We start from the raw sequence: 26,637 nt of genomic DNA, 5'->3' as shown, positions 1-26,637 counted from the left end.
CCTCATCGGCGTTATTCGATGCCGCACTCTCGCGACTCATGAGCCAATCAATTGGCACGGCGCGCTCTCGCCAGCACCGCTTCGAGCGTTTCTCCCAGCGGCGCCTTGACATGCACCGGGCGACCGCTCGAGGGCTCGGGAAAGGTCAAGGCATGAGAATGCAGGAACAAGCGATCGAGCTTCAACTCACGCGCCAAACGGGCGCCCTCGCGGGTTCCGTACTTGTCGTCACCTAACAATGCATGCCCGGCATGCTCGGCATGCACACGAATCTGGTGGGTGCGGCCGGTCACCGGCTCGGCCTCGATCAACGTGACACGCGAGAACGCCTCGCGCACGGCAAAGCGCGTGCGCGACACTTTGCCCTGGTTATCGACACGCACTCGCCGCTCGCCGTTGCCCGCATTGAAGCGATCGAGCCGCGCGCTGATGAACTCGCGCCGCGCCGGCCAGCGCCCTTGCACAAGGGCTAGGTACTGCTTATCCATCTGATGTGCCTTGAGCGCCTGATTCAAGGTCACCAACGCCTCGCGCGATTTGGCCAGCAACAGACAACCCGAGGTATCACGATCCAAACGATGCACCAGTTCCAAGAAATCGAGATCGTCACGGACCTGGCGCAGCGCCTCGATCAACCCGATCTTCACGCCACTGCCACCATGCACGGCGAGCCCGGCCGGCTTGTTGAGCACCAACCAATCGGGGCCCTCGACCAACACACTGCCTGCCAGTAGATTACGCAGCCCGTCACTGACTTCGCGCACGGCTTCTTCGGGCGCCAGACGTAAAGGCGGTATGCGCACCATGTCGCCCAGCACCAGCCGGTAGTCCGCCTTGACTCGCTTCTTGTTGACGCGGATCTCACCTTTGCGCACGATGCGATAAATCAAGGATTTGGGCGCCCCCTTGAGCCGCGTACGCAAGAAATTGTCGATACGTTGCCCGACCTGCCCTTCGCTTATCTCCACCCACTGTACGTCTCGGCCTTCGGCCATGCGCACCCTCTCCTTTACGAATCCCCACCGAATTGTCGCCACTTGACGCCGGCCAACATTCTACCGCAGCGAGACCGACTTGACGCCAATTGCTGCGTTATCGCTTTACTGTTATATTCGAGGCTCGTTCAAATGGGTATCAAGCGCCCGTCAGTTGCGCCTGCTTTGCAGACACGCAGGCCCGAACGAAGAACATGACATCCCCGCTGGCGACGACATCATCGCCGCACTAGGGGAAGAGAACGTTTGGAACGCCATGCCCGCCAGGGGCGCACGATATTTTCGGCGCCACCACACGGGGTGACATAAACACCGTGCCGGGGCCGGCGTCGCCGAATCGACTTATTGCTAGCTGTCTGGCGGATGACCGCAGGGCCGGACGGGCACACTCCCGCCGGGACACGTCCTGCCTCCGTCGCGTACTCAACATGCTCTTACAGTGTTCAGGGATGTATACGACAGGATCGATACAAACGGGATAACGAAGTTGAACACCCTTCGAAGCGCTGGCGGGCCCCCTCGTCCACCGCATTCGGCGGCCATCATCACGCGCATCGCCCCCGTTGGGCGATGACGACCGTTGGTATGCCTGTCTTGTCGCCCACGGCCCTCTGGGTCGCCAAGACATCGTCACGACATGCACTGAGCACAAGCATGCAAGCAAACGATTCGACGCGCCGTTGCCACGCCTTGTCGTTAGACCGGCACGCCTAGTCAGTGAGACTTGCATGAAACGAATGCTCATCAATGCGACACAGCCCGAAGAGCTGCGCGTCGCACTCGTCGATGGACAACGCCTGTACGACCTCGACATCGAATCCGGTGCCCGGGAACAGAAAAAAGCCAATATCTACCGTGGCCGCATCACGCGTATCGAGCCCAGCCTCGAAGCCGCCTTCGTCGATTTCGGTGCCGAACGCCACGGTTTTCTCCCGCTCAAGGAAATTTCGCGGGAATACTTCACCAAAGAGCCTTCCGGACGCCCCAACATCAAGGAAGTCCTCAAGGAAGGTCAGGAAGTCATCGTCCAGGTCGACAAGGAAGAACGCGGCAACAAAGGCGCCGCGCTGACCACCTTCATCAGCCTGGCCGGGCGCTTCCTCGTTCTGATGCCCAACAATCCCCGTGCCGGCGGCATCTCACGCCGCATCGAGGGCGAAGACCGTGCGCAACTCAAAGACGCCATGGGCCAACTCACCGTTCCCGACAAGATGGGTGTCATCGTGCGCACCGCCGGGATCGGACGCTCTCCCGAGGAACTCCAGTGGGACATGGACTACCTCGTACAGGTATGGGAAGCGATTACCGAGGAAGCCGGCAAGCGTAGCGCGCCCTTCCTCATCTACCGTGAGTCCAACGTCATCATTCGCGCCATGCGCGATTACCTGCGCCATGATATCGGCGAAGTCTTGATCGACAGTCCCGAGGTGCATGAAGAGGCCCTGCATTTCATCCGCCAGGTCATGCCCTCCTATCAGAACAAGATCAAGCTCTACGCCGACGACGTGCCGCTGTTCTCGCGCTTCCAAATCGAGTCGCAGATCGAGACCGCCTACCAGCGCGAGGTCAAGCTCCCGTCGGGCGGCGCCGTGGTCATCGACCACACAGAGGCCCTGGTGTCCATCGACATCAACTCGGCACGCGCCACACGCGGCAGCGACATCGAGGAAACTGCGCTACAGACCAATCTCGAAGCCGCCGACGAAATCGCACGGCAGTTGCGGCTTCGCGACATCGGCGGCCTGGTGGTCATCGACTTCATCGATATGACGCCAGCCAAGAATCAGCGCGAAGTGGAAAACCGTGTACGCGATGCACTCAAGCTCGACCGCGCCCGCGTGCAGATCGGACGCATCTCGCGTTTCGGCCTGATGGAAATGTCGCGTCAGCGCCTGCGACCCTCGCTCGGCGAAACCAGTGGTGTGGTCTGCCCGCGTTGCAACGGTCAAGGCACCATCCGCGATGTACGCTCCATCTCGCTGTCCATCATGCGCCTCATCGAAGAAGAGGCCATGAAGGAGCGCAGCTCACAGATTCGCGCGGTTCTTCCGGTGCCAGTGGCGACCTATCTACTCAACGAAAAGCGCAGCGTGCTCAACGACATCGAGCAGCGACAAGGCGTCCAGGTCGTCCTCTTACCCAATCCCGACATGGATACGCCGCATTACGACATGCAGCGTCTGCGCGACGATCAAGTCAATGAAGAGGACGGCCAGCGTTCGAGCTTCGAACTGGCCACCGAAACCGAGCTGACGCAGGAACCCGACCCGGCACTCGAAAAGCCAGTGCAGCGCGCGGAAGCAGCGGTCAAGAGCATCGCGCACAACGCCCCGGCTCCCACCTCGCTGCAGACCGATACCGACCCCCAAGGCAAGTCGAGCGCAGAGAACTCTAAGCCGAACTCCGGCATGACGCCTGCAACAGCCCCCGAAGGTGGGCTTTTCTCTCGCATGGTGAAAGGCCTCGGCAAACTGCTCAATGGCGATGATAGCGCCGACTCGTCACAGGGCGCCTCGTCACAGAGTGCCGCTTCCGGCGCCGAGTCGCCCAAGCGCGCGGCCAGCAAGTCTTCGACGGACTCCTCGCAACAGCGTAACCGTAACGGTAACGGCCAAGCGGGACGATCGGGGGACAAGAAGCCTGCCAACAAACAGCAGCGCCAAACGTCGCGTGACAACGATGATACGCGCCGCGATACAGCGTCCAGCAATAGCAATAACGCTGGTAACAACGCCCGCAACGGCAATAATAACCGCCGGCGCCGCAATGGCGAGGAGTCACAAGAGCGCCAAGCATCGCGTAACGAAAGCCGTCGCGAAGAGAACAACAACGCGCAGTCCAACCGCAACTCAAAGCCTTCGCGTGGCTCCGGCAAGTCGAACAATGCCGAACGTAGCGGTAGCGACAACGCCAGTAACGGCGACAACTCGAAGCCGGACACTCGTAACGACGGTCGCAACGAAGCGCGTAACGCCGGCAAATCCAACAAACCCCGCGCGGAAAACAAGGATACCAAGGCCAATAAGCCCAAGTCGGAGTCTGCCTCACAAGCGACGTCCGAGGACAAGGCCTCGGCCTCTCCAGCGCAAGGCGAAACGCCAAAGGCAGATAGCAAGCCAAAGCGCACGCGCAATAATCCGCGTAAGCGCAGCCGCAAGCATGCCGTGAATCCGCAATCGGTGGCCGAGCAGGAAAAGCTACAAGCTCAGCAGCAAGAAGCGGCAAGCGAACCGGCACAAGACGCCCAGGGCGAAACCTCCAGTCCTGCGCCCTCGGCTGCGGAGCCCGCAGAAGGCAAAGCGAGCACGAAGCCGAGCGAGACGGTCTCGTCCGCCACAACCGACGCGACGTCCGAGGCGACGACATCGCCCAGCGAGACGCAGCCGCGCACGGATTCGGATGCTAGCGCTCAAGCGGACGAATCCCGCAAGAATGCGGCAGCGCCATCGCGCCCGACCGAAGCACCGGCGGAAGGCAGCACTACCGAGGCGACGCAGACGCCTGCAGCGGATAGCGCCGAGCGTACCGCCGCCCAGGCGACGTCGAAAGATGCTCCCGCTGATGACGCTTCACAAACGTCCGCTGATGGCTCTTCACAAGCGCCCGCTGACGACTCTCCGGCACAGGCACCGACGCAAGCCGCTCCTGAGGATGCCGACGAGACCGTTGAAGCAGCCCCCAAGGAGACAGCCTCCAAAAAGGAAAGTGGCACAGCTTCTCCGGCCGAGAAGCACGCCCCGCAGGCTAGCGACGCGCCGGTCGCAAACGAGAAACCCGAACCGTCTACGCCCACCGAGCCCCTTGCGGCTCAGGCGAGCGATGACAAGCCGGCCAACGATGACGTGACGCCGTCCTCGCAGACAGAAGACGATAACGTCGCAGTCACCGATACGACCGACGCGACAACGCCCAAGGACAGCGCCGAAGCGCAGGTCAGCTCGGCTTCGACCCCGACGCCCACACCGGCGCCCGAGGTTGAAACGCCGGCTGCGACCGACGCACCGGCCAGCACCGAGGAAACACCTGCGACGCCGGCCGAGTCCCCGGCACCGACGACCACACCGCGTGCCGAAGAAACATCCGCTCCGGCAGCCACCACTACGGTAGCGTCCCAAGCGCCTCAGGAAACGGCCACGCCGCGTCCGCGTCGTCGTGCCCACAACGACCCACGCGAACAGCGTCATCGTCTCCAGGAAAATCTCTTCCGCGGCGACGACAACGCCTAAGCCCCAAGGCGGCCGACTCGGCCGCCTTCCAGACATAAAAAAACGCCTGAAGGAGCGATCCTTCAGGCGTTTTTTTATGGTCGGCTCTCCGTGGGCGAGCGCAGGCGGACCCAGCTACCCCATCAGGCGCGGCTCTCGCTCCAGCATTACCTCGAATACCTGATGGACTGTATCGCGAATATGGTCGGCCAGTGCCAACAGTTCCTGCCTGTCGCCACCACCGAAGTGCACCAGCACCAAGGCCTGGCGTTCATGCACGCCAAAGGCGCCCCAGCGCATTCCTTTGAAGCCACAGCGTTCGATCAACCAGCCCGCGGCCAGCTTGACGCTTCCATCCGGTTGCGGGAAATGCGGCATCGCAGGATATTCCCGAAGAAGACGCTCGGCGTGGGTTACCTCGAGCACGGGATTGGTAAAGAAGCTGCCGGCGTTCCCCAGCACGGCGGGATCGGGCAGTTTCTCACGCCTTGTGGCACACACGGCATCAAAGATCTCTTGCACCTTGGGATGCACCGAGACACGCTTGGCAAGATCGCCGTAGCCCAAACGAGGCGAAGGACTACGCGACAACCTCAGCACGACCTGTGTTACCACGACACGCCCCGCCAAGGCGCGTTTGAATATACTGTCGCGGTAGGCGAATTCACAATCATCGCGAGAGAAAACGGCATCGCGGCCATCATCGCAGTACATGACATGGACCGAATCCAGCACGTCGGCAAGCTCGACGCCGTAGGCGCCGATATTCTGGATCGGTGCAGCGCCGACATGGCCTGGAATCAACGCCAGGTTTTCGATGCCCCACCAGCCGCGTTCAACGCATGCCTCGACGAGATCATGCCAGACCAACCCTGCCTGCGCGTAGACGAGAATTGTCTGGTCGTCGCTTTCTTCCCACCACCAATCGTCACACGCCACCTGCAAGGTTACCCCCGAGAGACGCGGCGCCAAGATCAGATTGCTGGCACCGCCCACGATGTTGAGCGGCGCCGTATCATTCGCTGCCATGACCAGCGCGTTGCGTATCTCGTCGTGCGAGGTGGCCACGATGAAACGCTCCGCCCGACAGGGCAATCCTAGCGTGTTATCGAGTGTCGCGGCCTTAGCGAGCGCCATCGCCAGGCTCCGAATGCTGCACTTCAAGGCGTTGACGACAGGTTTCGATCAGGCCGCCGGCAGCCTGCTCGATCAAGGCGAACACATTGGCAAAACCATCCCCCGCCCCATAATACGGGTCCGGCACCGAGCGTCCTGTGGGCCCTGCAAAATCCAGCAGCAGACCGAGATGCGCCTGACAGTCGGCAGGCGCCATACGCCGCATATGAGCTAGGTTATCCGCATCCATGGCCAGCAGATAATCAAACGCATGGAAGTCATCGACACGGAGCTGGCGTGCGCATAGTGAGGCAATGTCGATACCTCGCGCTCGCGCTTCCTCCTGGGCTCGTGGGTCGGGCGCTTCGCCCACATGCCAGCGCCCGGTGCCGCAGGAATCGAGCGTCACGGCCTCCGCAAGGCCTGCCGCCTGCAAGCGCGCCCTGACGATACCTTCCGCAGTCGGCGAACGGCATATATTGCCCAGACACACGAAGAGAATACGGATCATGCCGCACCCTCCTCCTCGGCGATCAGGCGGCGCACCCGCTCGAGATCCTCCTGAGTGTCGACCCCCGCCGGATGGGCTTCGCAGGCCAGAGCCACCTGAATACGATGCCCATAATGCATGGCGCGCAATTGCTCGAGCTGCTCCAGTTGCTCGATCGGCGACGGCAACCAATCGACATACTCGGCCAGGAAACCGGCACGATACGCATAGAGTCCGATATGGCGTAGCCAAGCATCGGTTTCGAGATGATCGGGACGCTGAGCGAAGCTCTCTCGGTCCCAGGGCACCGGCGCCCGAGAGAAATAAAGGGCGCGCCCATATAGGTCGCGCACCACCTTGACCACGTTAGGATTGAACAAGGTCTCGACGTCACCGATAGGCTCCGCCAGCGTAGCAATCGAGGCACTCGCATCGTCGGCAAGACGCCGTGCCACCTGATCGATCAGCGACGCGGGAATGAACGGCTCATCACCTTGCACATTGACCACGATGGTCTCGGCATCCAAACCTAGACGTGCCGCCACTTCGGCGAGGCGATCGGTCCCGGAGGGGTGCTCGCGCTCGGTCAGCATGACCTCGGCCTCATAGGGGCGCATGGCCGTCTCGATACGCACATCATCGGTGGCCACTACCACACGCGTAGCCCCGCTTTGGCAGGCGCGTCGCCATACGCGCGCGATCATGGGCTCGCCGTTGATCTCCAACAAGGGTTTGCCCGGTAGCCGCGACGAGCCATAGCGCGCCGGTATCACCACGACCACATCATTCATTTCGCGTCATCCCGTGCCTCTCCGGCACCGCTACGGGTCTTGGCCAGCTTCTCGTCAGCGTCCATGTGACGCGCTCGTTCTGCCAGCATCACCGGGATTTCATCTTCCACGGGATATGCCAGGCCATCGAAGTAACACTTGAGTTCACCGCGTTCGCGGTCGTACTTGAGCTTGCCCTGGCAGTGTGGGCACACCAGCATTGCCAGCATTTGCTTATCCATGGTTCACCTCTCGGTCAGCGCCGCCAAGCGGCCTTCTAGCCAGGTCATAAGCGCCGGATCGGGATGCGCTTCGACATCCAACACCCAGCACCGTTCATGCGCGAAAGAACGACACTTGACCGCATCCTTGGCCGTCATGACCACCGGACGATTGTCGGAAAATTGCAGGTCGGCAGCATCGAAACGGTGGTGATCGGCCAACGGGCAAGGATCGAATTCGACGTTCAGTCCCGCCAGTGTCTCGAAGAAACGCGTTGGATGGCCGATCCCTGCCAGGGCATGCACGCGTCCATTGAACGGCCGCCCTTCGATGGGGTAGCAGACGTCATCGATCAGATGCCGCCAACGCGACGGCGTCAGATGCATGCTGTAGTGAGGCACCGGCAAGTCTTGCTGCAAGGGGCCGTTGCCGATGACTGCATCCACCTCATCCAATCGAGAAAGGGGTTCGCGTAGAGGCCCCGCGGGCAGACAGCGACCATTGCCGAAGCCGCGCACGCCATCCACCACCACGAGCTCGATATCTCGCCCCATGGCCAGATGCTGTAGCCCATCATCGGATAGCAGGATATCGCAGCCGGCCGCGACCAACTTACGCGCGGCACGTGGGCGGTCGGGGTCCACCGCGACGGGAAGTCCTGTCTGGGCCGCCAGCATGACCGGCTCGTCGCCTGCTTCTGCCGGAGAGGTTTCCGGCGTCACGTACAGCGGATAACGACGTGCATGGCCGCCATAGCCACGCGAGACGATGCCTGGATGCCAACCACGTTCGGCGAGCCAGCGCGCCATCCATGCCACAAGGGGCGACTTGCCGGTTCCTCCCACGGAAAGATTGCCGATCACGATCAACGGCACCGGAGGTGCCCAGACCGTCTTCGTGCCGCGCTGGTAGGCCCTGCGTCGCGCCCCCATGGCCGAAGCATACAGCCCCGCCAAAGGACGCAACGGCATGAGCCAGGCCGCGTCACGGTACCAGGCATCCTGCAAGCGACTCACTCGGCCTCCTGGAATTGCAGTTGGTGAAGCGCGGCATAGGCGCCATCCTGCGCCAGCAGTTCGGTATGCGTGCCGCTTTCGATGATCTCGCCCTGTTCCATGACCAGAATACGGTCGGCACGCTCGATGGTCGATAAGCGGTGGGCAATGACAAAGGTCGTGCGCCCACGGCACACCGTTTCCAACGCTTGCTGAATATAACGCTCGGACTCGGTATCCAGCGCCGAAGTGGCCTCGTCGAGCACCAGCACAGGAGCATCTTTGAAAATCGCTCGCGCAATGGCCAAGCGTTGCCGCTGACCACCGGACAGCATCACGCCGTTATCGCCAACGACGGTTTCGTAGCCATTGGGCAAACGCTCGATGAACTCATGTGCGTAGGCGGCGCGCGCAGCGCGCTCGACGGCTTCCCGGTCAGAATCGGGGTGTCCGTACGCAATATTGGCACCGATGGTGGTGTTAAAAAGCGTCACCTGCTGGGAGACCAGCGCGATGCGCTGACGCAGCGGTGATAGCGAATAAGTCTGGATGTCCACGTCATCCAGCGTCACCCGCCCCTCGGTGGGACGATAAAAACGTGGCAGCAAGCTCACCATGGTCGACTTGCCACTGCCGGAACGCCCTACGATGGCGACCATCTCCCCGGCGGGGATATCCAGGTCGATGCCCTTGAGCACCTCGGCCTGGTCCTCGCCATAACGAAAGCGCACGCCCTCGAAACGTACACGCCCGTCGATGCGCGTCGGCACATAAGTGCCCTCGTCTACTTCGGGTGGTTGCTCAAGTAGGCCGAACAGCTCTTGCGAGGCCGATAACCCCTTCTGGATCGTGCTATTGACCTCGGTGAGCTGCCGCACCGGCTTGGCCATCAACGACGCAGCGGTGATAAAGGCCACGAACTCACCCGGCGTCATCGAAGCCATCAAGGCCGGCGACATCGCCAGCCATACCAATCCCGCCAACGAAAGCGCCACCAATAACTGGATGACCGGCGTGCTGACGGCCTTGGTCAACGCCACCTTCATACTCTGTTCGCGGTTGTAATCACTGGCCTCAGCGAAACGCGCCTTTTCATAGCCTTCGGCACCGTGAGTACGCACCACGCGATAACCCGATAACGCCTCGGAAGCGACATGGGTGACATCGCCCATTGAATTCTGAATGCGCCGCGACAAACGCCGGAAGCGCTTGCTAGTGTAACTGACCACAAGGCCAATCAACGGTGTAACGGCCAAGAAGATCAGCGTCAGCATCCAGTTGGTCCAGAGCAGATAACTGACCAGGCCGATCACGAACAGGCCTTCACGCAGAATGATGGTGATCGCGTTGGTCGCCGCGCCGGTCACCTGTTCGACATGGTAAGTGACGCGCGAAAGAAGATGGCCGCTCGAGTGCATGTCGAAAAAACGCCCCGGCAGGTTCAACATGTGGTTGAACACTTCGCAGCGCAACGCATGGACCACATTACGGGCTACATCGCTCATGTAGTAGGTGCCCAGGAATGTCCCCACGCCCCGCGCCGCGAACATGCCGATCACGAACAGGGGCAACATCAGGCGAAAGGCCGCATCGGGGTTCTGGATGCCGTCGATCAGGCGTTTCATCATTTCCGCCAAGGCGGTGCTCGAGGCCGCATAGATGGCGTACCCCACCACGGCGGCCATGAACGCCTTCCAATGCGGTTTAACGTATCCCAGCAAGCGACGGTAAAGGGACCAACTGGTAGCGTTTCTCACGGCGTCTCCGCTGGTTGAGAGGCTTGCTCACCCCACTCAAGGGGCAACTGCTGAAGTAGGCAATACGATACATACGTATCAATCGCCGGATTCTACCCCAATGCACGCCCCTTCGACACCGCTGGGCGGGCGCGCCGAATGCATGCGCAGCACCGGTACGCCAAGCGTGAAACGCAATGCGCCGTCGGTGGCAGTATTCCATAAGCAACTGCCAGCGTGGCGAAAACGGCGTACCACTTCGGGATGCGGATGCCCATGCGCATTATCCCGGCCAGCACTGAATATGACGTGCTCCGGCCGAGTGCGGGCGACGAACGCCTGCGAGGAACTGGTACGACTGCCGTGATGCCCTGCGACCAGGACCGTCAATGGGGTTTCTAACCCTGCAAGCAAGCGCCGCTCGATGTCAGTCCCCGCATCCCCCGTGATCAACAAGCGCTGGTCGCCAGCCGTCACCTGCAATACGCACGAACGATCATTGTCGGAGCGCGTCACGTCACTCCCAACGGGTGATAGAAACCGGTAGTCGACGCCATCTCGCCGCCACCCTACACCGCGACGACATGCCCGTGTGGTGACGCCCACGGACATCTCCGGCGGCCCCCACCAGCGCGTGACATGGTGCATCTCCTCAATCGTCTCCACCCCACCTGCATGATCGCGATCGCTATGACTGACGATGATGTCGTCGAAGTGCCGCCCCGGTGGCCACAGCGACTCTGCGGGCGTGAATCCCGAGCCATAGCGCGGTCCGGTATCGAACAGTAAATGCTGCGTCGCACTACGCAGCTCGATCAACTGCCCCTGCCCCACATCGTGCACGATGACGACGACCCGCCCCGTCGCAATACCCGGCGGACGCAGGGTAAACGCCAAGGCGAACAGGCTCACCGAGGCCCACAAGCGTAGAGGTCCCACCAAACCGGGGATCAACCATACCGCGCCCAACGCGGCCAATATCAACGCCAGTGGCCATGTCTCCCATATCGGCGGTGACCACACAGGTAGCCATGCGGCGGCCAGCGTCAATCCCTTCCAAACGCCCTGGGCGAGTCCATCGAATATGCTCCACGGGATCATCGCCAGACTCGGCGACCAAGCCAGCGCCCAGCCCAGCAGGCCCAGCGGCACCATGATGCTGCCGACGAGTGGCACCGCAAGCAAGTTGACCAGCGGTCCCACCGGCGCCAACCGCTCGAAGCCGATCAGCACGGCGGCGGCCATGAACGGCGCCAGCAAGCATTGCGAACGCGCCAATGCCCACAACCATCCCCGCACACCACGCGGCGCGGGACGTCCTTGCCAGGCCGCTATCAGCACGCCCACAGCCAGAAACGATAGCCACAGCCCGGGGCGCCACACCGTTAGAGGATCACTCACCACGATCACCAGCAACGCCAGCCACCAGGCCTGCCAAGGCCCTGGCGCATGACGTCCGCTGGCCACCCACAACCCTAACAAAGCCATCACAGTGGCACGTAGTGCGGGCGGCTCGAACCCCGCCATGCCGGCATATCCCAGCGTCGCAAGTCCTGCTAGCCACCACGGCCAAGTCGCGAGGCGCCAATGCCCTGGTGTCACACCTCGCGCTAGCAGGCGTAGCAACACCAGCGTCACGCTTGCCACCAAGCCGACGTGCAACCCGGATATCACCATCAGGTGCGTGGTGCCGGTCGCGTTGAGCAAGTCCCAGTCGTCTTGTGTCAGACGCTCGCTGGCGCCCAGGGTAAGTGCCGCCAGCCAGCGGGTAGCCAGATCGGACAACGTCTGAGTATCCAGAAATGCCAAGCCGGCATCGCGCATGCTAGGAGGCGCGGTCATCAAACGCTGTGTCACGGACGAATCACGCACATATCCCGTCGCCTGGATGCCCTCGCGCCATAGCCAGGCCGCATAATCGAAGCCGTAATCATTGGCGAAGCCCTGCGGTGGACGCATACGCACACGCCACCGCCAGCGCTCCCCGGTGTGCATCACCGGCGCGTCGTACCAGGACAATCGCACCCGTGAAAGCGCCTCGCATGATGGTAGATCGGTCTCTTGGGGCACGCAGTGTGTGACCGCGACGCGCATGCGTGTCAGTCCTTGACCTTCACTTATCTGCGTCACCCGACCGACGAGCGTGACATCCTGCCGCGATAAGCCCTCCGGCAACGTGCCTACGTGCTGCGCGGTAATCTGCCACGCGCATATCCCCGCTACGACGAGCATCGCAAGCCACCGCCAGCGTTCGCATGCCACAGCCAACAGGACGGCCAGCCCCCACACACAGACACCACCGGCCAGTCCCCACCAACCCCAGACGCTGCCCGCGAGAGCCGCCAGGGCCAGCGGCATCGCCCATCCCAGATTCATTCGCCATCCTTTTCTTAGCTAATGACGATATATCATCGACTGCTGAGCGCCGACGCGCAACGATAGCGAGACCCTAGGGTTGTATGGATAATGAATCGACACTTCGATAGCTCGTGGATCATGCCTCGCCGATTTCTGCAGCGTTACATGCCCCGGCCGGAAACGCTGAAACGCCAACGATCGCTGCGTTTCATGCATCACTTGCTGGGCGACCCGTCCCTATGGATGCTGTCGCGCCGTAGCGTTGGCAATGCGTTCATGGTGGGTCTTTTCGTTGCGCTACTACCGATCCCATTGCAGATGGTCGTCGCCGCCTTCGGCGCTTGGCTGCTGCGCTGCAACCTGCCATTGTCGGTTAGCCTCGTCTGGCTGACCAACCCGCTCACCATGCCGGTGATTTTCTACTTTAATTACCGTGTCGGTGCATGGCTGCTCGACTCACCCGCGCGCCACATGCCCGACAGGCTGTCGACGGCGTGGATTGCCGAGAAAATGGCGGATATCCTGCCTGCCCTGCTAGTGGGCTCGCTCGTGGTGGCGATCATCGTCGGTTTACTTAGCAACCTGATCATTCGACTGATCTGGCGCTGGCAGGTGGCCCGAAGCTGGCAACGCCGCGCACGGCGACGCCGCCAGCGTCAGACGTAACGTCCTCACTCAGTCCGCGCTCAGGCGTCCCTGATCAAGGCGCATCACGCGGTCTTGATGGGCGGCGAGCCCGGTGTCGTGGGTGACGATGATGAAGGCGCAAGCGCTACGCGCGGCAAGGCTATCCATCAGCGCCAGGATATTGCCCGCCGTGGTCTGATCAAGATTACCGGTCGGCTCGTCCATCAGCACCAGGCTGGGATCGGTCACCAAGGCGCGGGCTATCGCCACGCGTTGCCGCTCCCCGCCCGAGAGCTCACCCGGCTTATGCTCGCAACGCTCTTCCATGCCCACGCGGGAAAGAATGTCACGCGCCTTTTCCTGCGCCTCTTGCCGCTTTTGCCCACGAATGAGCAACGGCATGGCGACATTTTCCAACGCAGAAAACTCCGCCAGCAGGTGGTGAAACTGATACACGAAGCCGATATGGCGGTTGCGAAAACCGCCCAATGCGGCTTCCCCCATTTCGGTCAGTGACTGACCGGCAATGCGAACGTGCCCCGCACTCGGACGGTCGAGGCCCCCCAAGAGATTGAGCAATGTGGTTTTGCCGGATCCTGAGCTACCCACTACCGCAACGCGCTCTCCGGCGCGCACTTCCAATTCCAGCGCATCAAGTACGGTGACATCCTGCGGCCCCTCGCGATAAATACGCGTCAAGCCATCGCACTGCAGCATGATCTCATTGCTAGCGAACGTGGGATTGCCATTCGATGCCATCGCGGCTTCCTCATTCATAACGCAATACCTCGGCCGGTTGAATACGCGCCGCACGCCAAGCGGGATACAACGTTGACAGGAATGTCAGCACGAAGGCCGAGCCCGCGATGACGCCCACGTCACCCCACTGAAGTTGCGAGGGCAGATAGCTGATGAAATAGACATTGGGGTCCAGGAACTGAATCCCCGTCAACGCTTCGAACCAGGCAATCAAGTCCGATATCGACAATGCCAGCACCACACCGAGCGCCACCCCCACGACGGTGCCAATGGTCCCGATCGCCATACCCTGGACGATGAAAATACGCATGATAGTGCCTGGCTTGGCGCCGATGGTCCGCAAGATCGCGATGTCGGCGTGTTTATCCGTCACCACCATGACCAGTGTGGAGACGATATTGAATGCCGCTACTGCGACGATCACCATTAATAGCAACCCGATCATGCGTTTTTCCATCTGGATCGCCTGAAACAGATTGCCGTGGGTATAGGTCCAGTCGATCCCCCGATAGCCACTTCCCAGGTCGTTCACGATCGCATTGGTGACCGGCCCCGCCTTGAAGAGATCATCCAGTTCCAGACGCAGCCCCCCGACCGAATCTCCCAGGCGACCTAGCTTCTGCATATCGTTGATGTTGGCATAGGCCAGGTTGGCGTCGAGATCGGCACCTATCTTGAAGATGCCGCTGACGGTGAAACGCTTGAGGCGTGGGAAGACGCCCCCCGGCGTGATCGACGCCTCAGGTACCAACAAGGTCACGCGATCCCCCACGCCCACGCCAAGGTTGCGTGCTAGTAGGTCACCCAACACCACATGCCACTCGCCGGGCGCAAGATCGTCTAACGAGCCTTGCGTCATGTGCTCGTCGATGATCGATACCTTGCTTTCGTAGCTCGGTTCGATCCCGTTGACCATTGCTCCCTGGGTGCGTCCCTCAGAGGAAAACATGCCTTGCTGCTGAACGAACGGCGCCGCGCCAATGACGTGATCACGCTTTTCCAGGCGTTCGGCGAGTGTCTTCCAGTTCGTCATGCCTCCCTGGGCTTCGATCTTGGTATGCGGCACCATACCCAATATGCGTGTCCGCAGTTCATGATCGAAACCGTTCATGACCGACAACACGAGGATCAGCACCGCCACGCCCAGCATCAAGCCCAGCATGGACGTCAGAGATATGAATGAAATGAAATGGTTGCGACGTTTCGCGCGTACATAGCGCAATCCGATAAGAAACGGCAAGCGATCCAGCATCGACATCGATTCCTTGGTATGAGCCGGGCTCATGGTACGTGTTTTTGCATGCTCCTGCATGAGCCAATGACGGGGCGAAACCCCTCCGATGGCATCATCATGGGCAGCGCTTGGTGATATTTGCATCCGTGTCGGCGCAGACTAAAATGCCGCGGCCACCGTCATATCGACATGACGAACGAGGTCCTGCCACGGTGTCGTGCCTCAATCCCTATAGGAGACCGCAATGCTCCCACGCCTGTTCCCCGAATGGCATCCTCAGGACGCCATTCAACTCACTTGGCCCAGTGCCGAAAGCGATTGGGAGCCTCTTCTCGAGCGTATCGAAGCCTCTCTGGAAGCCTTGGTCGTGGCGATCACACGATACCAGCCCGTATTGGTTATCGTCGCCGATGACGCAACACGCCAACGCCTCGATTCACGCTTTTCCCGCTTGGGCATTCATCCAAGGCAATGGCATCTCATTGAAGCGCCGTCGGACGATACCTGGACCCGCGACCACGGGCCAATTTCCATCGAACGCGACGGCCAGATCGTACTGCTCGATTATCGTTTCACAGGCTGGGGTGGCAAGTTCGCCGCCGAACGCGATGATGCGCTAACCGCGACCCTCTCGGATATTGGCATTTACGCTGCCCTGCGGGAGGCGCGCGAAATGGTTCTGGAAGGCGGCGCCATCGACGGCGACGGCGATGGCACATTACTGCTCACCGAAGCCTGCCTGCTCAATCCCAACCGCAACCCACACCTGACGCGTGAAGAGATCGAGGCCGCCTTGCGCGACGACATGGGCATCGAACGTTGCCTGTGGCTCACTCAAGGCTATCTCGAAGGTGACGATACCGATAGCCACATCGACACCCTCGCCCGCTTTTGCGATGCCGAGACCATTGCATATGTGCGCTGCGAAGACCCTGACGACCCGCATTTCTCCGCGTTGGCGCAGATGGAAAGCGAACTCAAGGCCTTTCAGCGCGCCGATGGCGAGCCTTATCGCCTCATCCCCCTGCCTTTACCCCGCGCATGCTATGACGCCGATGACGGCCATCGCCTGCCCGCTACCTATGCCAACTTCCTGATCATCAACGGTGCGGTCCTCGTGCCCACCTATGCCGATGCCGCCGATGGCGTGGCCCTAACGGCACTGGCCAGTGCGTTCCCCGGGCGCGATATCATTCCCATCGACTGTCGCACCGTGATCCGCCAACATGGCAGCCTCCACTGCCTGACCATGCAGCTGCCACGCGGCGCTTTCTTCACCGCACCCACCGCCAAGGCCAATGACCGCGGTGCCAATGACAGCAGTGCCAACGATCGCAGCGCCAATAATAAGGAGTGACGCCATGTCCTCGACGCTCAAGGTAGGACTCGTTCAGCAACAAGCCTGGCCCGACAAGGACCGCAGCCTGCAGGCAAGCGACGCCGGTGTGCGTGAACTGGCAGGGAAAGGCGCCGAGCTGATTCTGCTTCAGGAACTGCATGCCACGCATTACTTCTGCCAGACCGAAGACGACCACCTGTTCGATCTGGCCGAACCGCTCGACGGCCCCAGTGCCCAGCATCTGGCCGACCTGGCCGCCGAGCTCGACATAGTACTCGTCGGCTCGCTTTTCGAGCGCCGCGCCGCCGGGCTCTATCACAACACGGCTGTGGTCTTCGACCGTCAGCGCGGTCGCGTCGGCCACTATCGCAAAATGCATATTCCTGACGATCCCGGGTTCTACGAAAAATTCTACTTCACACCCGGCGATGCCGAAGAAAAGGCCGGGTTCGAGCCCATCGAGACGTCTGTCGGCCGGCTCGGTCTGCTGGTGTGCTGGGATCAGTGGTACCCCGAAGCCGCGCGCCTGATGGCCCTCGCCGGAGCCGATCTCTTACTCTACCCCACCGCCATCGGCTGGCACCCGCCCGACGACAATCCCGAGAAGCAACGGCAAAAGGACGCCTGGACGTTGATGCAGCGCTCACACGGTGTGGCCAATGGTCTACCGGTCATGGTCGCCAATCGCGTAGGCCACGAAGTAGACCCCTCGAATGCGACGTCCGGCATTGACTTCTGGGGCGGTAGTTTCATTTGCGGCCCACAGGGTGAGATATTGGCCCAGGCTGGCGATGACACGACGCATCTACTGGCCGAGCTCGACATGACACGTAGCGAGCAAGTGCGGCGGGCCTGGCCCTACCTGCGTGACCGACGCGTCGATGCTTACGCCGATCTCACCAAGCGTTATCGCGATCGTTGATTAGCGGGCCGCACTGGCCCGCCATCCATGAGCAAGCGCTGCCCATCCCCCACGACCGACGTTGTATGCCAGGCATACTTGCGAAGACGCACCAGGCTTGCCATTATGTGGCCAATAGACTTTAGATAACGGTATAAATATGGAGCGGCAATATCACCTCTTGGCTCGGCTCGAGCATGACTTCGATCATGTCATCGAAACCTGCGAGGCACTCATCGGCCATGTCGAACACATGCCTCCGAAGGGCTGGATACTGGGCGGTATCCCTTTCGATATCGCGTGGCTACGCCATGCACTGCTCGACTTCTGGTATCAAGACGGCCAGGACGGTCGCGCGACGCGCAATTACATCGGCCTGATTGCGGCCGACTCCACATTGCTGGCCTACGTCGCCGACATCAATCACGCCAAGCAAACCTTCGCGGCGACACTGGCCGAGATTCGTCAGGATGCACCGAGCCTGCTCCCCGAAATCAAGGCCGTACTACCCTTTCGCCATCCCACGCTACACGACCATCTACGCGGCCAAGGCTTGGCGCGTCTACACCTCAAGCAATGCTGGCGCCACTTACCCGTGGCGGATGCACCGCTTTCGCGTGTGCGTCTCGCTTGGTATACCAGCGGGCGCTCCATCAAGCGACTGAGCGTGCGAGATGCCGAACGGCGACTTATGGAAATGGATACCGAGAGTCCGCACATTCGCATTCAGCTACGTCACTTGGCGGACATCCCCGATAGCGAGCCATTGGCACAGGTACAAACCCAGGCCCCCGTCATGCGCGCCAATCTGTTCTTTCGCGAAGCGCTCGCGGATGGGCGCATGCGACGTGCCATGAATCTGCCGTTACCTCTCTTCATTCCCAGCGAGGACGGTCGCCTGCCTTCGCACAACACCCCGAAGGCGACACCACCCAGCACGCGCACCCGCGCCCAACGCGCCGACACGAAACTCGAGGACACGCCCTTCCTGCCCAGCCTGAGGGTCTATCGCTACCGATAGTCGCCTCAGAATTCCTGACTACTGGACGGCAACTGCTTGAGAGTAAGCTGACGATGCAAACGGATCACCGGGCGAACCAGTAGTTGCAAACTGCCCAACACGAACAACCAGATACCCGCTTCCTTGATACTTCCTTGATAGAAAAAACAGACACTACCGATCGTGAACCACAGCCCCAGCAAGAGATCGTTCACGGTACTGGCCAATTCATGACGGCGGTGGATGACCAATTCCTCGCGCCCCAGTGTGAACGTCGTTTCGTCGCTATGTTGCTTGTCTTCCCGATACATGAAACCTCCTTGTGCTAATAGGTACCAACGCAATGAGCCGGCACTTGTGCCGGCTCATTGCATGCCGAACCATGCCGGCGAACGCCTAAGGCTCTCGAACTACGAGCCCATGTCGGCTCATATCAGAATATGCGATTCAGGCCGTTTTGCGCGGCAACGCGATATGCCTCGGCCATGGTCGGATAATTGAAGGTGGTATTGATGAAATATTTCAGAGTATTGGCCTCGCCCTTTTGCTGCATGATGGCTTGGCCGATATGTACAATCTCGGAGGCTTGGTCGCCGAAGCAGTGAATGCCCAGAATCTCGAGTGTCTCGCGATGAAAAAGGATCTTGAGCATCCCTACCGTGTCCCCGGTAATCTGCGCACGTGCGGTGTCCTTGAAGAACGCCTGCGCTATCTCGTAGGGCACCTTGGCTTCAGTCAACTCACGCTCGTTCTTGCCCACCGAGCTGATCTCGGGAATCGTGTAGATGCCAGTGGGTATGTCCTCGACGAAGCGGAAGTCTTCTTCCAGGAAGTCATCGCTGGCGCTACGGCCCTGGTCGTAGGCAGCGCTGGCCAGACTCGGCCAACCGATGACATCCCCAACGGCATAGATATGCGGCACCATGGTGCGATAATGCTCATCGACCTGTAGCTGACCGCGCCCATTGGGTTCGAGGCCGATGTTTTCCAGTCCCAATTGATCGGTATTACCGGTACGCCCATTGGCCCACAGAAACGCATCCGCTCGCAGGCGCTTGCCGGACTTGAGCTTGACGATGACCCCGGACTCATCGCCTTCGATGCTTTCGTAGTCTTCGTTATGGCGCACCAATACGCCGTTCTGGCGCAGATGGTAGGAAAGTGCATCGCTGATCTCGTCGTCGAGGAACGACAGCAAACGCTCGCGCATATCGATCAAGTCGACCTTGACGCCGAGCCCGGAAAAGATCGAAGCATACTCGGACCCGATCACCCCGGCCCCGAAGATGATCAAGGTGCGGGGCGTGTGGGAAAGCCCCAGGATGGTGTCCGAACAATAAATGCGTGGATGCCGGAAGTTGATGTCAGCGGGACGATAAGGGCGAGAGCCCGTGGCGATCACGAACTGCTGAGCACACAGCTCCTCGACGCCTTCCTGATTGTCCCGCACGATTAGGGTGTGCTCGTCACGGAAGTTCGCCACGCCGAAGAAAAGATCGATCCGATTGCGCGAATAGAACTGAGTGCGCATCTCGACCTGCTGGTCGATGGTCACCTTGGAACGTTCCAGCACGCGAGGAAAGGAAAACCAACGCGGTTCGCCGATGTCGCGGAACATGCGGTTAGTGTTGAACTGCATGATCTGCTTGACCTGGTGGCGTAGCGCTTTGGACGGGATCGTCCCCCAGTGAGTGCAGTTACCACCCACCGCTTGCTGCTTCTCGACGATGGCCACGCGCTTGCCGTGCTTGGCCGCGTTGATCGCAGCGCTTTCTCCTGCGGGCCCCGAGCCAATCACCACCACATCATAATTGTGAACTGCCATTAGGTTCGCCTGCTCCTCTCGATGCATGAGGAACCGCTGCGATAAGCCTCAACGCAAGACTGGCCACGGCAAGCGGGAATGGCGAGACATGCTGCCTTGAGGGCGCATCTCGGATTTCCCGTGATATCATGTCGGGACACGCCCTCGGGCGCCTTGGACTCAACCAACGATTCCAGCGTCAGTATTGATTGACGAGTGCGCTCAGCGTCGAACGGCGTCGTAGCCGAGGTCGGCACCCCGGTTCTCGTCGCTGGAACGACGTGCACTCTTGCGGCGCTTTTGATTCTCTTCTTCACAGACCTTGTCATTCCCACCGCAGATATCGCATCCCTCCTTGAGACCCAACTGATTGAGCCCCCCGCACGAGCCGGCAATGGGTTTACGACCGAGAATGACGCCGATGGCCATGCCGGCCAACAGCAATAGCATCAATGCGAATACCAAAAGCCATACTGTCATTGCTTTTCCCCTTCGGACGACTCATCCGCAAGATAGGTATGAAACGCCTCGCTGAGTTCTGTCTTGAAACCCTCATTGGTTTTGACGATGAAATACGCCGCAATATCCTCACGGTTAGCCAACGCCATACCTTTTTCTGGCCCCAAGACCTCCAGCGCCGTCGCCAGCCCATCGGCCGTCGCGCTACGCTCGGAGACGACCGTCACCGAAGCGAGATGATGGGTAATTGGGCGACCGGTACGCGGATCGATGGTATGCGAAAAACGCTGACCGTCTTCCTCGTAATAATTGCGGTAATCTCCCGATGTTGCCACCGCCACGTCTTCGAGTTCCAGCACACGCTGTACGCTACGTTCCCGCGAAACCGGTTTTTCCACGGCGATGCGCCAAGGCTGGCCATTAGGCTTTTCACCCCGCGTTCGAATCTCGCCGCCGACCTCCACGAGATAAGACGTTACGCCCAGCGCATCCAGACGAGCCGCCACTTGGTCGACCCCGAATCCCTTGGCGATACCCGAAAGGTCGACATACACCGGCTTGGTCTTGGTTAGACGATTGCCATTCAATTTCAGCGCTTGGTAGCCGACCTTGTCCAACGCCTGGGCGATTTCGTCATCGCTGGGCACTTCGTCCGGACGCATCTCGGGACCGAAGCCCCACAAGTTCACCGCGCTACCGATGGTGACATCGAATGCGCCATTCGAGAGATCGCCGATGTCGATGGCCTCCCCGATCACGCTCGCCGTGGGCGAGGACAATTCGAACGGCTCATCTACCGGCGCGGCATTGAATCGCGATAACTCCGAATCGGGCTTATAGGTCGACATCAGATGATCGACCTCGTCGAGCGATTCCTTGATGCCATCCTCCAGCGAAGCAAGTTGCTTATCGCTGAAGTCACCATAGACAGTCACATGGTAGCCCGTCCCGAAAATGGGGCCCTCGAAGCGATGCGCCTGCGGCGATTGATCGCAACCGACCAGCGCCAATAACGCAAACAGGACCAGCCCTTTCCAGGCCGGTCCTGCACAGTATGCTGCCAGTCTCATCCGCCGAAGTCGTCCAGCATGATGTTTTCAGGCTCTACACCCATGTCGGTCAGCATCTTGATGACGGATGCGTTCATGATGGGCGGGCCACACATATAGTATTCGCAGTCTTCCGGCGCCGGGTGATCCTTGAGGTACTTCTCGTAAAGCACGTTATGGATGAAGCCGGTGTCGCCTTCCCAGTTGTCTTCAGGCAACGGATCGGAGAGCGCGAGATGCCATTCAAAATTCTCGAACTCTTCAGCCAACTGATCATATTCTTCATTATAGAAGGTCTCACGCCAGGAGCGAGCACCATACCAAAACGAGATCTTGCGCTTCGATTCGAGGCGCTTGAGCTGGTCGAAGATATGGCTACGCATGGGCGCCATGCCCGCACCACCCCCGATGAAGATCATCTCCGCATCGGAGTCCTTGGCAAAGAATTCACCGAAGGGCCCCATCACCGTTACCTTGTCGCCCGGCTTGAGCGAGAAGGTATACGTCGACATCAGCCCTGGGGGATGACCGGTATTGGGCGGCGGCGTAGCGATACGGATGTTGAACTTGAGAATCCCCTTTTCATCGGGATAGTTAGCCATCGAGTACGCGCGGATGATCTCCTCATCGTTCTTGTGAGAGATATCGAAGAGACCGAACTTGTCCCAATCGCCGCGATATTCGTCTTCGATATCGAAGTCCGAGAACTTGATGTCGTAAGGCGGCGCCACCAGTTGGACATACCCCCCGGCCCGGAAAGCCACATCCTCGCCTTCGGGAAGCTTGAGGTTGAGTTCCTTGATGAAGGTGGCGACGTTGGGATTTTCGGTAACCTCGCATTCCCACTTCTTGACGCCGAAGACCTCCTCGGGAACCTCGACCTTCATGTCCTGCTTGACCGGCACCTGGCAAGACAGCCGCCAGCCCTCCTTCTTCTCACGCAGGGTGAAGTGAGACTCTTCGGTGGGCAGAATCGAGCCCCCGCCGTCGACCACACGACACCTGCACTGTGCGCAGGAACCGCCACCGCCGCACGCCGAGGAAAGAAAGATGCCATTGGCGGCCAGCGTTTGCAGCAACTTGCCGCCCGCCTGGGTCGTCAAGGTGTTCTCGGGATCGCCGTTGATCTCGATTGAGACGTCGCCACTGCTGACCAGACGGCTACGCGCCGTCAGAATCACGGCCACCAGACCGAGCACGATCACGGTGAACATGACGACGCCGATCACGATGATGGATGTATCAACCATGTCGGTTTCCTATTTCCGTTGCTTAGAGCTGGATGCCGGAGAAGGACATGAAGCCCAATGACATCAGTCCGACGGTGATGAACGTAATCCCCAGCCCTTGAAGGCTGGCCGGCACGTCACTGTACTTGAGCTTTTCACGAATCCCCGCTAATGCAGCGATCGCCAGCGCCCAGCCAAAGCCAGCTCCAGCACCGTAGATCACCGATTCGCCGAAGTTATAGCTACGTTCGACCATGAACAGTGAAGCGCCGAGAATCGCGCAATTCACCGTGATTAGCGGCAGGAAAACCCCCAGCGCGTTATAGAGCGAGGGGACGAACTTATCGAGAAACATCTCGAGGATCTGCACCAGTGCTGCGATGACCCCGATATAACTCAAAAGCCCCAGGAACGACAGGTCGATATTTTCGGCGCCTTCAAGGCCCGTCCAGGTCAGTGCCCCCTCCTTCAAAAGATACGTCAGGATCAGGTTGTTGACCGGCACGGTGATGGTCAGCACCACCACGACCGCGATCCCCAGCCCGATGGCCGAGGACACTTTTTTGGAAACGGCAAGAAACGTACACATGCCGAGGAAGAAAGCCAGTGCCATGTTCTCCACGAACACTGCCTTGACGAAGAGGCTCAGGTAATGCTCGAACATCACACGGACTCCTTAATCTTAGCCTTGCTGTTGGCCACGATCCGGTACTCGGCTTTTTCTACTTGCTCGGTACGTATGCTCCGCAAGACCCAGATGATCAGGCCAATGACGAAGAAGGCCGACGGCGGCAACAGCATCAGACCGTTGGGCACGTACCAGCCACCGTCCTGCACCGGCGTGAGCACCGTGAAGCCGAAAACGCTACCGGACCCGAACAGCTCACGGAAGAAACCGACGATCAGCAGGATCACGGCATACCCCAGGCCGTTACCGACCCCATCGAGAAAGCTCATAATGGGGCCGTTTTGCATGGCATAGGCCTCGGCACGGCCCATGACGATGCAGTTGGTGATGATCAGACCGACGAAGACCGACAACTGCTTGGACATCTCGTAGGCATACGCCTTGAGTACCTGATCGACCACGATGACCAGTGAGGCAATGATGGTCATCTGCACGATAATGCGGATCGACGACGGAATATGCTGACGAATCAACGAAACGAACAGGTTGGAACACGCCGTGACCGCGATAACGGCCAGGCCCATGACCAACGACACACTCATGGAGTTGGTCACCGCCAGTGCCGAACAAATCCCCAGCACCTGCAGCGCGATCGGGTTGTTCTTGAAGACCGGCGAGAGAACAACGTCTTTTACGGAATCAGCAGCCATGTTCACGCTCCTTCGGAGTTGCCGTGGAAGCGGGCGAGATAGGGGCCGAAGCCACTCTCGCTCAGCCAGAAATGCAGCATGTTGGTAACGCCGCGGCTCGTCAGCGTCGCCCCCGACAAGGCATCGACTTCATACTTGCTGTCGGCACCGCCCTTGACCAAGGAGATGTCGGGACTCATGCCATCTTCTGCATAAATCTCCTTGCCTTTCCACTTCGACTTCCAACGGGGGTTGTCGACCTCGCCACCTAGCCCCGGCGTTTCGGAGTGAGAATAGTAGGACAACCCGATAATGGTATTGCCATCGCCTTTAATGGCGAAGAAACCACGCATCAGCCCCCACAGGCCCTGCCCGCGAATCGGCAGGATGATCTGCTCGGGGTCATCGGGGTTGTCGCCCACCAGATAGACCGTCGAGTACATCTCTTCACGGCCGATGCCCGCCCTATCCTCTTCACCTGACAGGGTACGTGATGTCGCAGGATCTCTGGCGGCTTCGAACTGATCGTAACTTTGCGGATCGAAACGATCGCTGTACTCACCGGTTTCCAGATTGATCACACGCGGAGTGATCAACTCATCGAACGCATCGTCGACGTCCATCCCCGGCTCGTAAAGATTGGCCACCTGCAGGATGTTGCTCTTGCGGTCGAGTTCCTGGTTCTTTTGCTGCGTAGGTTGCAAGACCACGGCAGCGGTCGATACCACCACCGAGCACACGATGCAGAGCGCGAGTGCGACCGTTAGCGTCTTCTTGATGGAATTGTTACTGGCCATCAGGTGGTCTCCTCGGTCGTCGCGGTGGAATACGCGGCATCACGCTTCTGGCGGCGCTTGATGTTGGCCTGCACGAAGAAGTGATCGATCATCGGCGCGAACAGGTTGGCGAACAGAATCGCCAGCATGATGCCTTCCGGAAACGCGGGATTGACCACTCGAATCAATACCGTCATCACTCCGATCAAGAGGCCGAACAGCAACTTGCCACGATCCGTCATCGAGGCCGATACCGGGTCGGTGGCCATGAATACCATCCCGAAGGCGAAGCCGCCGAGTACGAAATGCCAGTACCACGGCATGCCGAACATCGGGTTACTATCCGAGCCTATGCTGGTAAACAGCATCGCGGTCAGCGCCATGCCTACGAACACGCCCAGCATGATGCGCCACGAGGCGATACGCGTTATCAGCAATACCACCGCCCCGATGAGAATCGCCAATGTCGAGGTTTCCCCAACCGACCCGGGAATGAACCCCAGGAAAGCGTCCCACCAGCTATATGCCTGTTGCACGGCACCCATTCCATTTTGTGCCGCAGTGGAGAGCGCGGTGGCGCCGGTATAGCCGTCGGCAGGGACCCATACGCTATCGCCGGAGATCTGCGCCGGATAGGCGAAATACAAAAAGGCGCGCCCGGTCAGTGCCGGGTTCAGGAAGTTCTTGCCGGTACCACCAAAGATTTCCTTGCCGATCACGACCCCGAAGGTAATCCCCAAGGCCACCTGCCACAACGGAATAGTTGCCGGCAGGATCAGCGCATAAAGCACGGACGTGACGAAGAAGCCTTCGTTGACCTCATGGCCGCGCTTGACGGCGAACAGTACTTCCCAGAACCCGCCGACGACGAAGGTCACCAGATAGATAGGCAGAAAATAAGTGGCGCCCAGTACGAAATTGGCCCAAATACTACCGGGATCGTGACTCCCCGCCAGCGCCATCGTGATGGCTTCACGCCACCCGCCCAGCGCACCGAAGCCGTCGCCGATTGCCATGTTGGCCTGCAGGCCGGCGTTATACATGCCGAAGAACATCGCCGGAAAGGTACACAGCCATACCGTGATCATGATGCGCTTGAGATCGATGCCATCACGCACGTGCGCCGTGCTCTTGGTCACGTCCGGGGGGGTATAGAAGATCGTATCGACCGCTTCGTACAGCGCGTAGAACTTCTCGTATTTACCACCCTGGTGAAAATGCGGCTCGAGCTTGTCGAGCGTATTACGAATTCCCAT

At 60.0% G+C, this 26,637-nt stretch carries 24 protein-coding genes; 5 read left to right on the top strand and 19 right to left on the bottom strand.

Annotated features, from left to right (window positions below):
• Positions 1-47 precede the first annotated feature (47 nt).
• The gene (locus KZO83_RS05210) at positions 48-995 is read right to left on the bottom strand and encodes an RluA family pseudouridine synthase (RefSeq protein ID WP_247619990.1); all 948 of its coding nucleotides are present in this window, start codon (positions 993-995) and stop codon (positions 48-50) included.
• A 728-nt stretch (positions 996-1,723) separates the two neighbouring features.
• Here KZO83_RS05210 and rne point away from each other — a divergent pair.
• Positions 1,724-5,221: a ribonuclease E gene (rne, locus tag KZO83_RS05205; RefSeq protein ID WP_247619989.1), complete on the top strand. Its 3,498-nt coding sequence runs from the start codon at positions 1,724-1,726 to the stop codon at positions 5,219-5,221.
• A 114-nt stretch (positions 5,222-5,335) separates the two neighbouring features.
• On the opposite strand, the gene murB is transcribed toward rne, so the two are convergent.
• The 7 genes from murB to KZO83_RS05170 form a co-directional block, all read right to left on the bottom strand.
• The gene (gene murB / locus KZO83_RS05200) at positions 5,336-6,337 is read right to left on the bottom strand and encodes a UDP-N-acetylmuramate dehydrogenase (RefSeq protein ID WP_247619988.1); all 1,002 of its coding nucleotides are present in this window, start codon (positions 6,335-6,337) and stop codon (positions 5,336-5,338) included.
• Positions 6,324-6,827: a low molecular weight protein-tyrosine-phosphatase gene (locus tag KZO83_RS05195; protein ID WP_247619987.1), complete on the bottom strand. Its 504-nt coding sequence runs from the start codon at positions 6,825-6,827 to the stop codon at positions 6,324-6,326. Before KZO83_RS05195 ends, murB begins: the two co-directional genes overlap by 14 nt.
• The gene (kdsB, locus tag KZO83_RS05190; RefSeq protein WP_247619986.1) at positions 6,824-7,597 is read right to left on the bottom strand and encodes a 3-deoxy-manno-octulosonate cytidylyltransferase; all 774 of its coding nucleotides are present in this window, start codon (positions 7,595-7,597) and stop codon (positions 6,824-6,826) included. Before kdsB ends, KZO83_RS05195 begins: the two co-directional genes overlap by 4 nt.
• Complete coding sequence (locus KZO83_RS05185) at positions 7,594-7,818, bottom strand: Trm112 family protein (protein ID WP_247619985.1); 225 nt, start codon at positions 7,816-7,818, stop codon at positions 7,594-7,596. Before KZO83_RS05185 ends, kdsB begins: the two co-directional genes overlap by 4 nt.
• A gap of 3 nt (positions 7,819-7,821) precedes the next feature.
• Positions 7,822-8,814 carry a tetraacyldisaccharide 4'-kinase gene (gene lpxK / locus KZO83_RS05180; protein WP_247619984.1) on the bottom strand — a complete coding sequence of 331 codons (993 nt, stop codon included), beginning with the start codon at positions 8,812-8,814 and terminating at the stop codon, positions 7,822-7,824.
• Entirely contained in the window at positions 8,811-10,550 is a 1,740-nt protein-coding gene (gene msbA, locus KZO83_RS05175) for a lipid A export permease/ATP-binding protein MsbA (protein WP_247619983.1), read from the bottom strand. The genes lpxK and msbA overlap by 4 nt, the downstream gene beginning before the upstream one ends.
• Before the next feature lie 78 nt (positions 10,551-10,628).
• Entirely contained in the window at positions 10,629-12,905 is a 2,277-nt protein-coding gene (locus KZO83_RS05170) for a DNA internalization-related competence protein ComEC/Rec2 (protein WP_247619982.1), read from the bottom strand.
• A 120-nt stretch (positions 12,906-13,025) separates the two neighbouring features.
• On the opposite strand from KZO83_RS05170, the gene KZO83_RS05165 reads away from it, so the two are divergent.
• Positions 13,026-13,553, top strand: a complete 528-nt coding sequence (locus KZO83_RS05165; protein ID WP_247619981.1) for a DUF2062 domain-containing protein — start codon at positions 13,026-13,028, stop codon at positions 13,551-13,553.
• A 9-nt stretch (positions 13,554-13,562) separates the two neighbouring features.
• Here KZO83_RS05165 and KZO83_RS05160 read toward each other — a convergent pair whose 3' ends face one another.
• Both KZO83_RS05160 and KZO83_RS05155 read right to left on the bottom strand, forming a co-directional pair.
• Positions 13,563-14,273 (bottom strand): ABC transporter ATP-binding protein, encoded by a 711-nt coding sequence (locus KZO83_RS05160; protein WP_247619980.1) that lies wholly within the window; start codon positions 14,271-14,273, stop codon positions 13,563-13,565.
• 10 nt (positions 14,274-14,283) lie between these two features.
• The gene (locus KZO83_RS05155) at positions 14,284-15,525 is read right to left on the bottom strand and encodes a lipoprotein-releasing ABC transporter permease subunit (protein WP_247620185.1); all 1,242 of its coding nucleotides are present in this window, start codon (positions 15,523-15,525) and stop codon (positions 14,284-14,286) included.
• A gap of 226 nt (positions 15,526-15,751) precedes the next feature.
• Here KZO83_RS05155 and KZO83_RS05150 point away from each other — a divergent pair, with 226 nt between their 5' ends.
• The 3 genes from KZO83_RS05150 (at position 15,752) to KZO83_RS05140 (ending at position 18,768) form a co-directional block, all read left to right on the top strand.
• Entirely contained in the window at positions 15,752-16,864 is a 1,113-nt protein-coding gene (locus KZO83_RS05150) for an agmatine deiminase family protein (RefSeq protein WP_247619979.1), read from the top strand.
• Between the two features lie 4 nt (positions 16,865-16,868).
• Positions 16,869-17,768, top strand: coding sequence for a carbon-nitrogen hydrolase (locus KZO83_RS05145; protein WP_247619978.1), 900 nt, complete (start codon positions 16,869-16,871; stop codon positions 17,766-17,768).
• Between the two features lie 139 nt (positions 17,769-17,907).
• The gene (locus KZO83_RS05140) at positions 17,908-18,768 is read left to right on the top strand and encodes a DNA replication terminus site-binding protein (protein WP_247619977.1); all 861 of its coding nucleotides are present in this window, start codon (positions 17,908-17,910) and stop codon (positions 18,766-18,768) included.
• Positions 18,769-18,773: 5 nt separating this feature from the next.
• Here the strand turns inward: KZO83_RS05140 and KZO83_RS05135 are convergent, their stop codons facing one another.
• From KZO83_RS05135 to KZO83_RS05095, 9 genes are all read right to left on the bottom strand, one after another.
• On the bottom strand, positions 18,774-19,058 hold the full coding sequence (locus tag KZO83_RS05135) for a YrhK family protein (protein WP_178998174.1): 285 nt from the start codon (positions 19,056-19,058) through the stop codon (positions 18,774-18,776).
• Positions 19,059-19,180: 122 nt separating this feature from the next.
• Positions 19,181-20,599: a Si-specific NAD(P)(+) transhydrogenase gene (gene sthA / locus KZO83_RS05130; protein ID WP_261505550.1), complete on the bottom strand. Its 1,419-nt coding sequence runs from the start codon at positions 20,597-20,599 to the stop codon at positions 19,181-19,183.
• Between the two features lie 174 nt (positions 20,600-20,773).
• Complete coding sequence (nqrM, locus tag KZO83_RS05125) at positions 20,774-21,031, bottom strand: (Na+)-NQR maturation NqrM (RefSeq protein WP_040243697.1); 258 nt, start codon at positions 21,029-21,031, stop codon at positions 20,774-20,776.
• Positions 21,028-22,080: an FAD:protein FMN transferase gene (locus tag KZO83_RS05120; RefSeq protein ID WP_178998171.1), complete on the bottom strand. Its 1,053-nt coding sequence runs from the start codon at positions 22,078-22,080 to the stop codon at positions 21,028-21,030. Before KZO83_RS05120 ends, nqrM begins: the two co-directional genes overlap by 4 nt.
• Positions 22,077-23,309, bottom strand: a complete 1,233-nt coding sequence (nqrF, locus tag KZO83_RS05115; RefSeq protein ID WP_178998170.1) for an NADH:ubiquinone reductase (Na(+)-transporting) subunit F — start codon at positions 23,307-23,309, stop codon at positions 22,077-22,079. The genes KZO83_RS05120 and nqrF overlap by 4 nt, the downstream gene beginning before the upstream one ends.
• A 22-nt stretch (positions 23,310-23,331) precedes the next feature.
• The gene (gene nqrE / locus KZO83_RS05110; protein ID WP_040243701.1) at positions 23,332-23,952 is read right to left on the bottom strand and encodes an NADH:ubiquinone reductase (Na(+)-transporting) subunit E; all 621 of its coding nucleotides are present in this window, start codon (positions 23,950-23,952) and stop codon (positions 23,332-23,334) included.
• Entirely contained in the window at positions 23,952-24,626 is a 675-nt protein-coding gene (locus KZO83_RS05105) for an NADH:ubiquinone reductase (Na(+)-transporting) subunit D (RefSeq protein ID WP_178998169.1), read from the bottom strand. Before KZO83_RS05105 ends, nqrE begins: the two co-directional genes overlap by 1 nt.
• Before the next feature lie 2 nt (positions 24,627-24,628).
• A complete protein-coding gene (locus KZO83_RS05100) occupies positions 24,629-25,405 on the bottom strand; it encodes a Na(+)-translocating NADH-quinone reductase subunit C (RefSeq protein ID WP_178998253.1) in 777 nt (258 codons plus the stop codon).
• The gene (locus tag KZO83_RS05095; protein WP_247619976.1) at positions 25,402-26,637 is read right to left on the bottom strand and encodes an NADH:ubiquinone reductase (Na(+)-transporting) subunit B; all 1,236 of its coding nucleotides are present in this window, start codon (positions 26,635-26,637) and stop codon (positions 25,402-25,404) included. Before KZO83_RS05095 ends, KZO83_RS05100 begins: the two co-directional genes overlap by 4 nt.

Origin of the sequence: Chromohalobacter moromii (assembly GCF_023091865.1) — a bacterium.
GTDB lineage: Bacteria > Pseudomonadota > Gammaproteobacteria > Pseudomonadales > Halomonadaceae > Chromohalobacter > Chromohalobacter moromii.
This window is presented reverse-complemented; position numbering and strand designations above follow the sequence as displayed.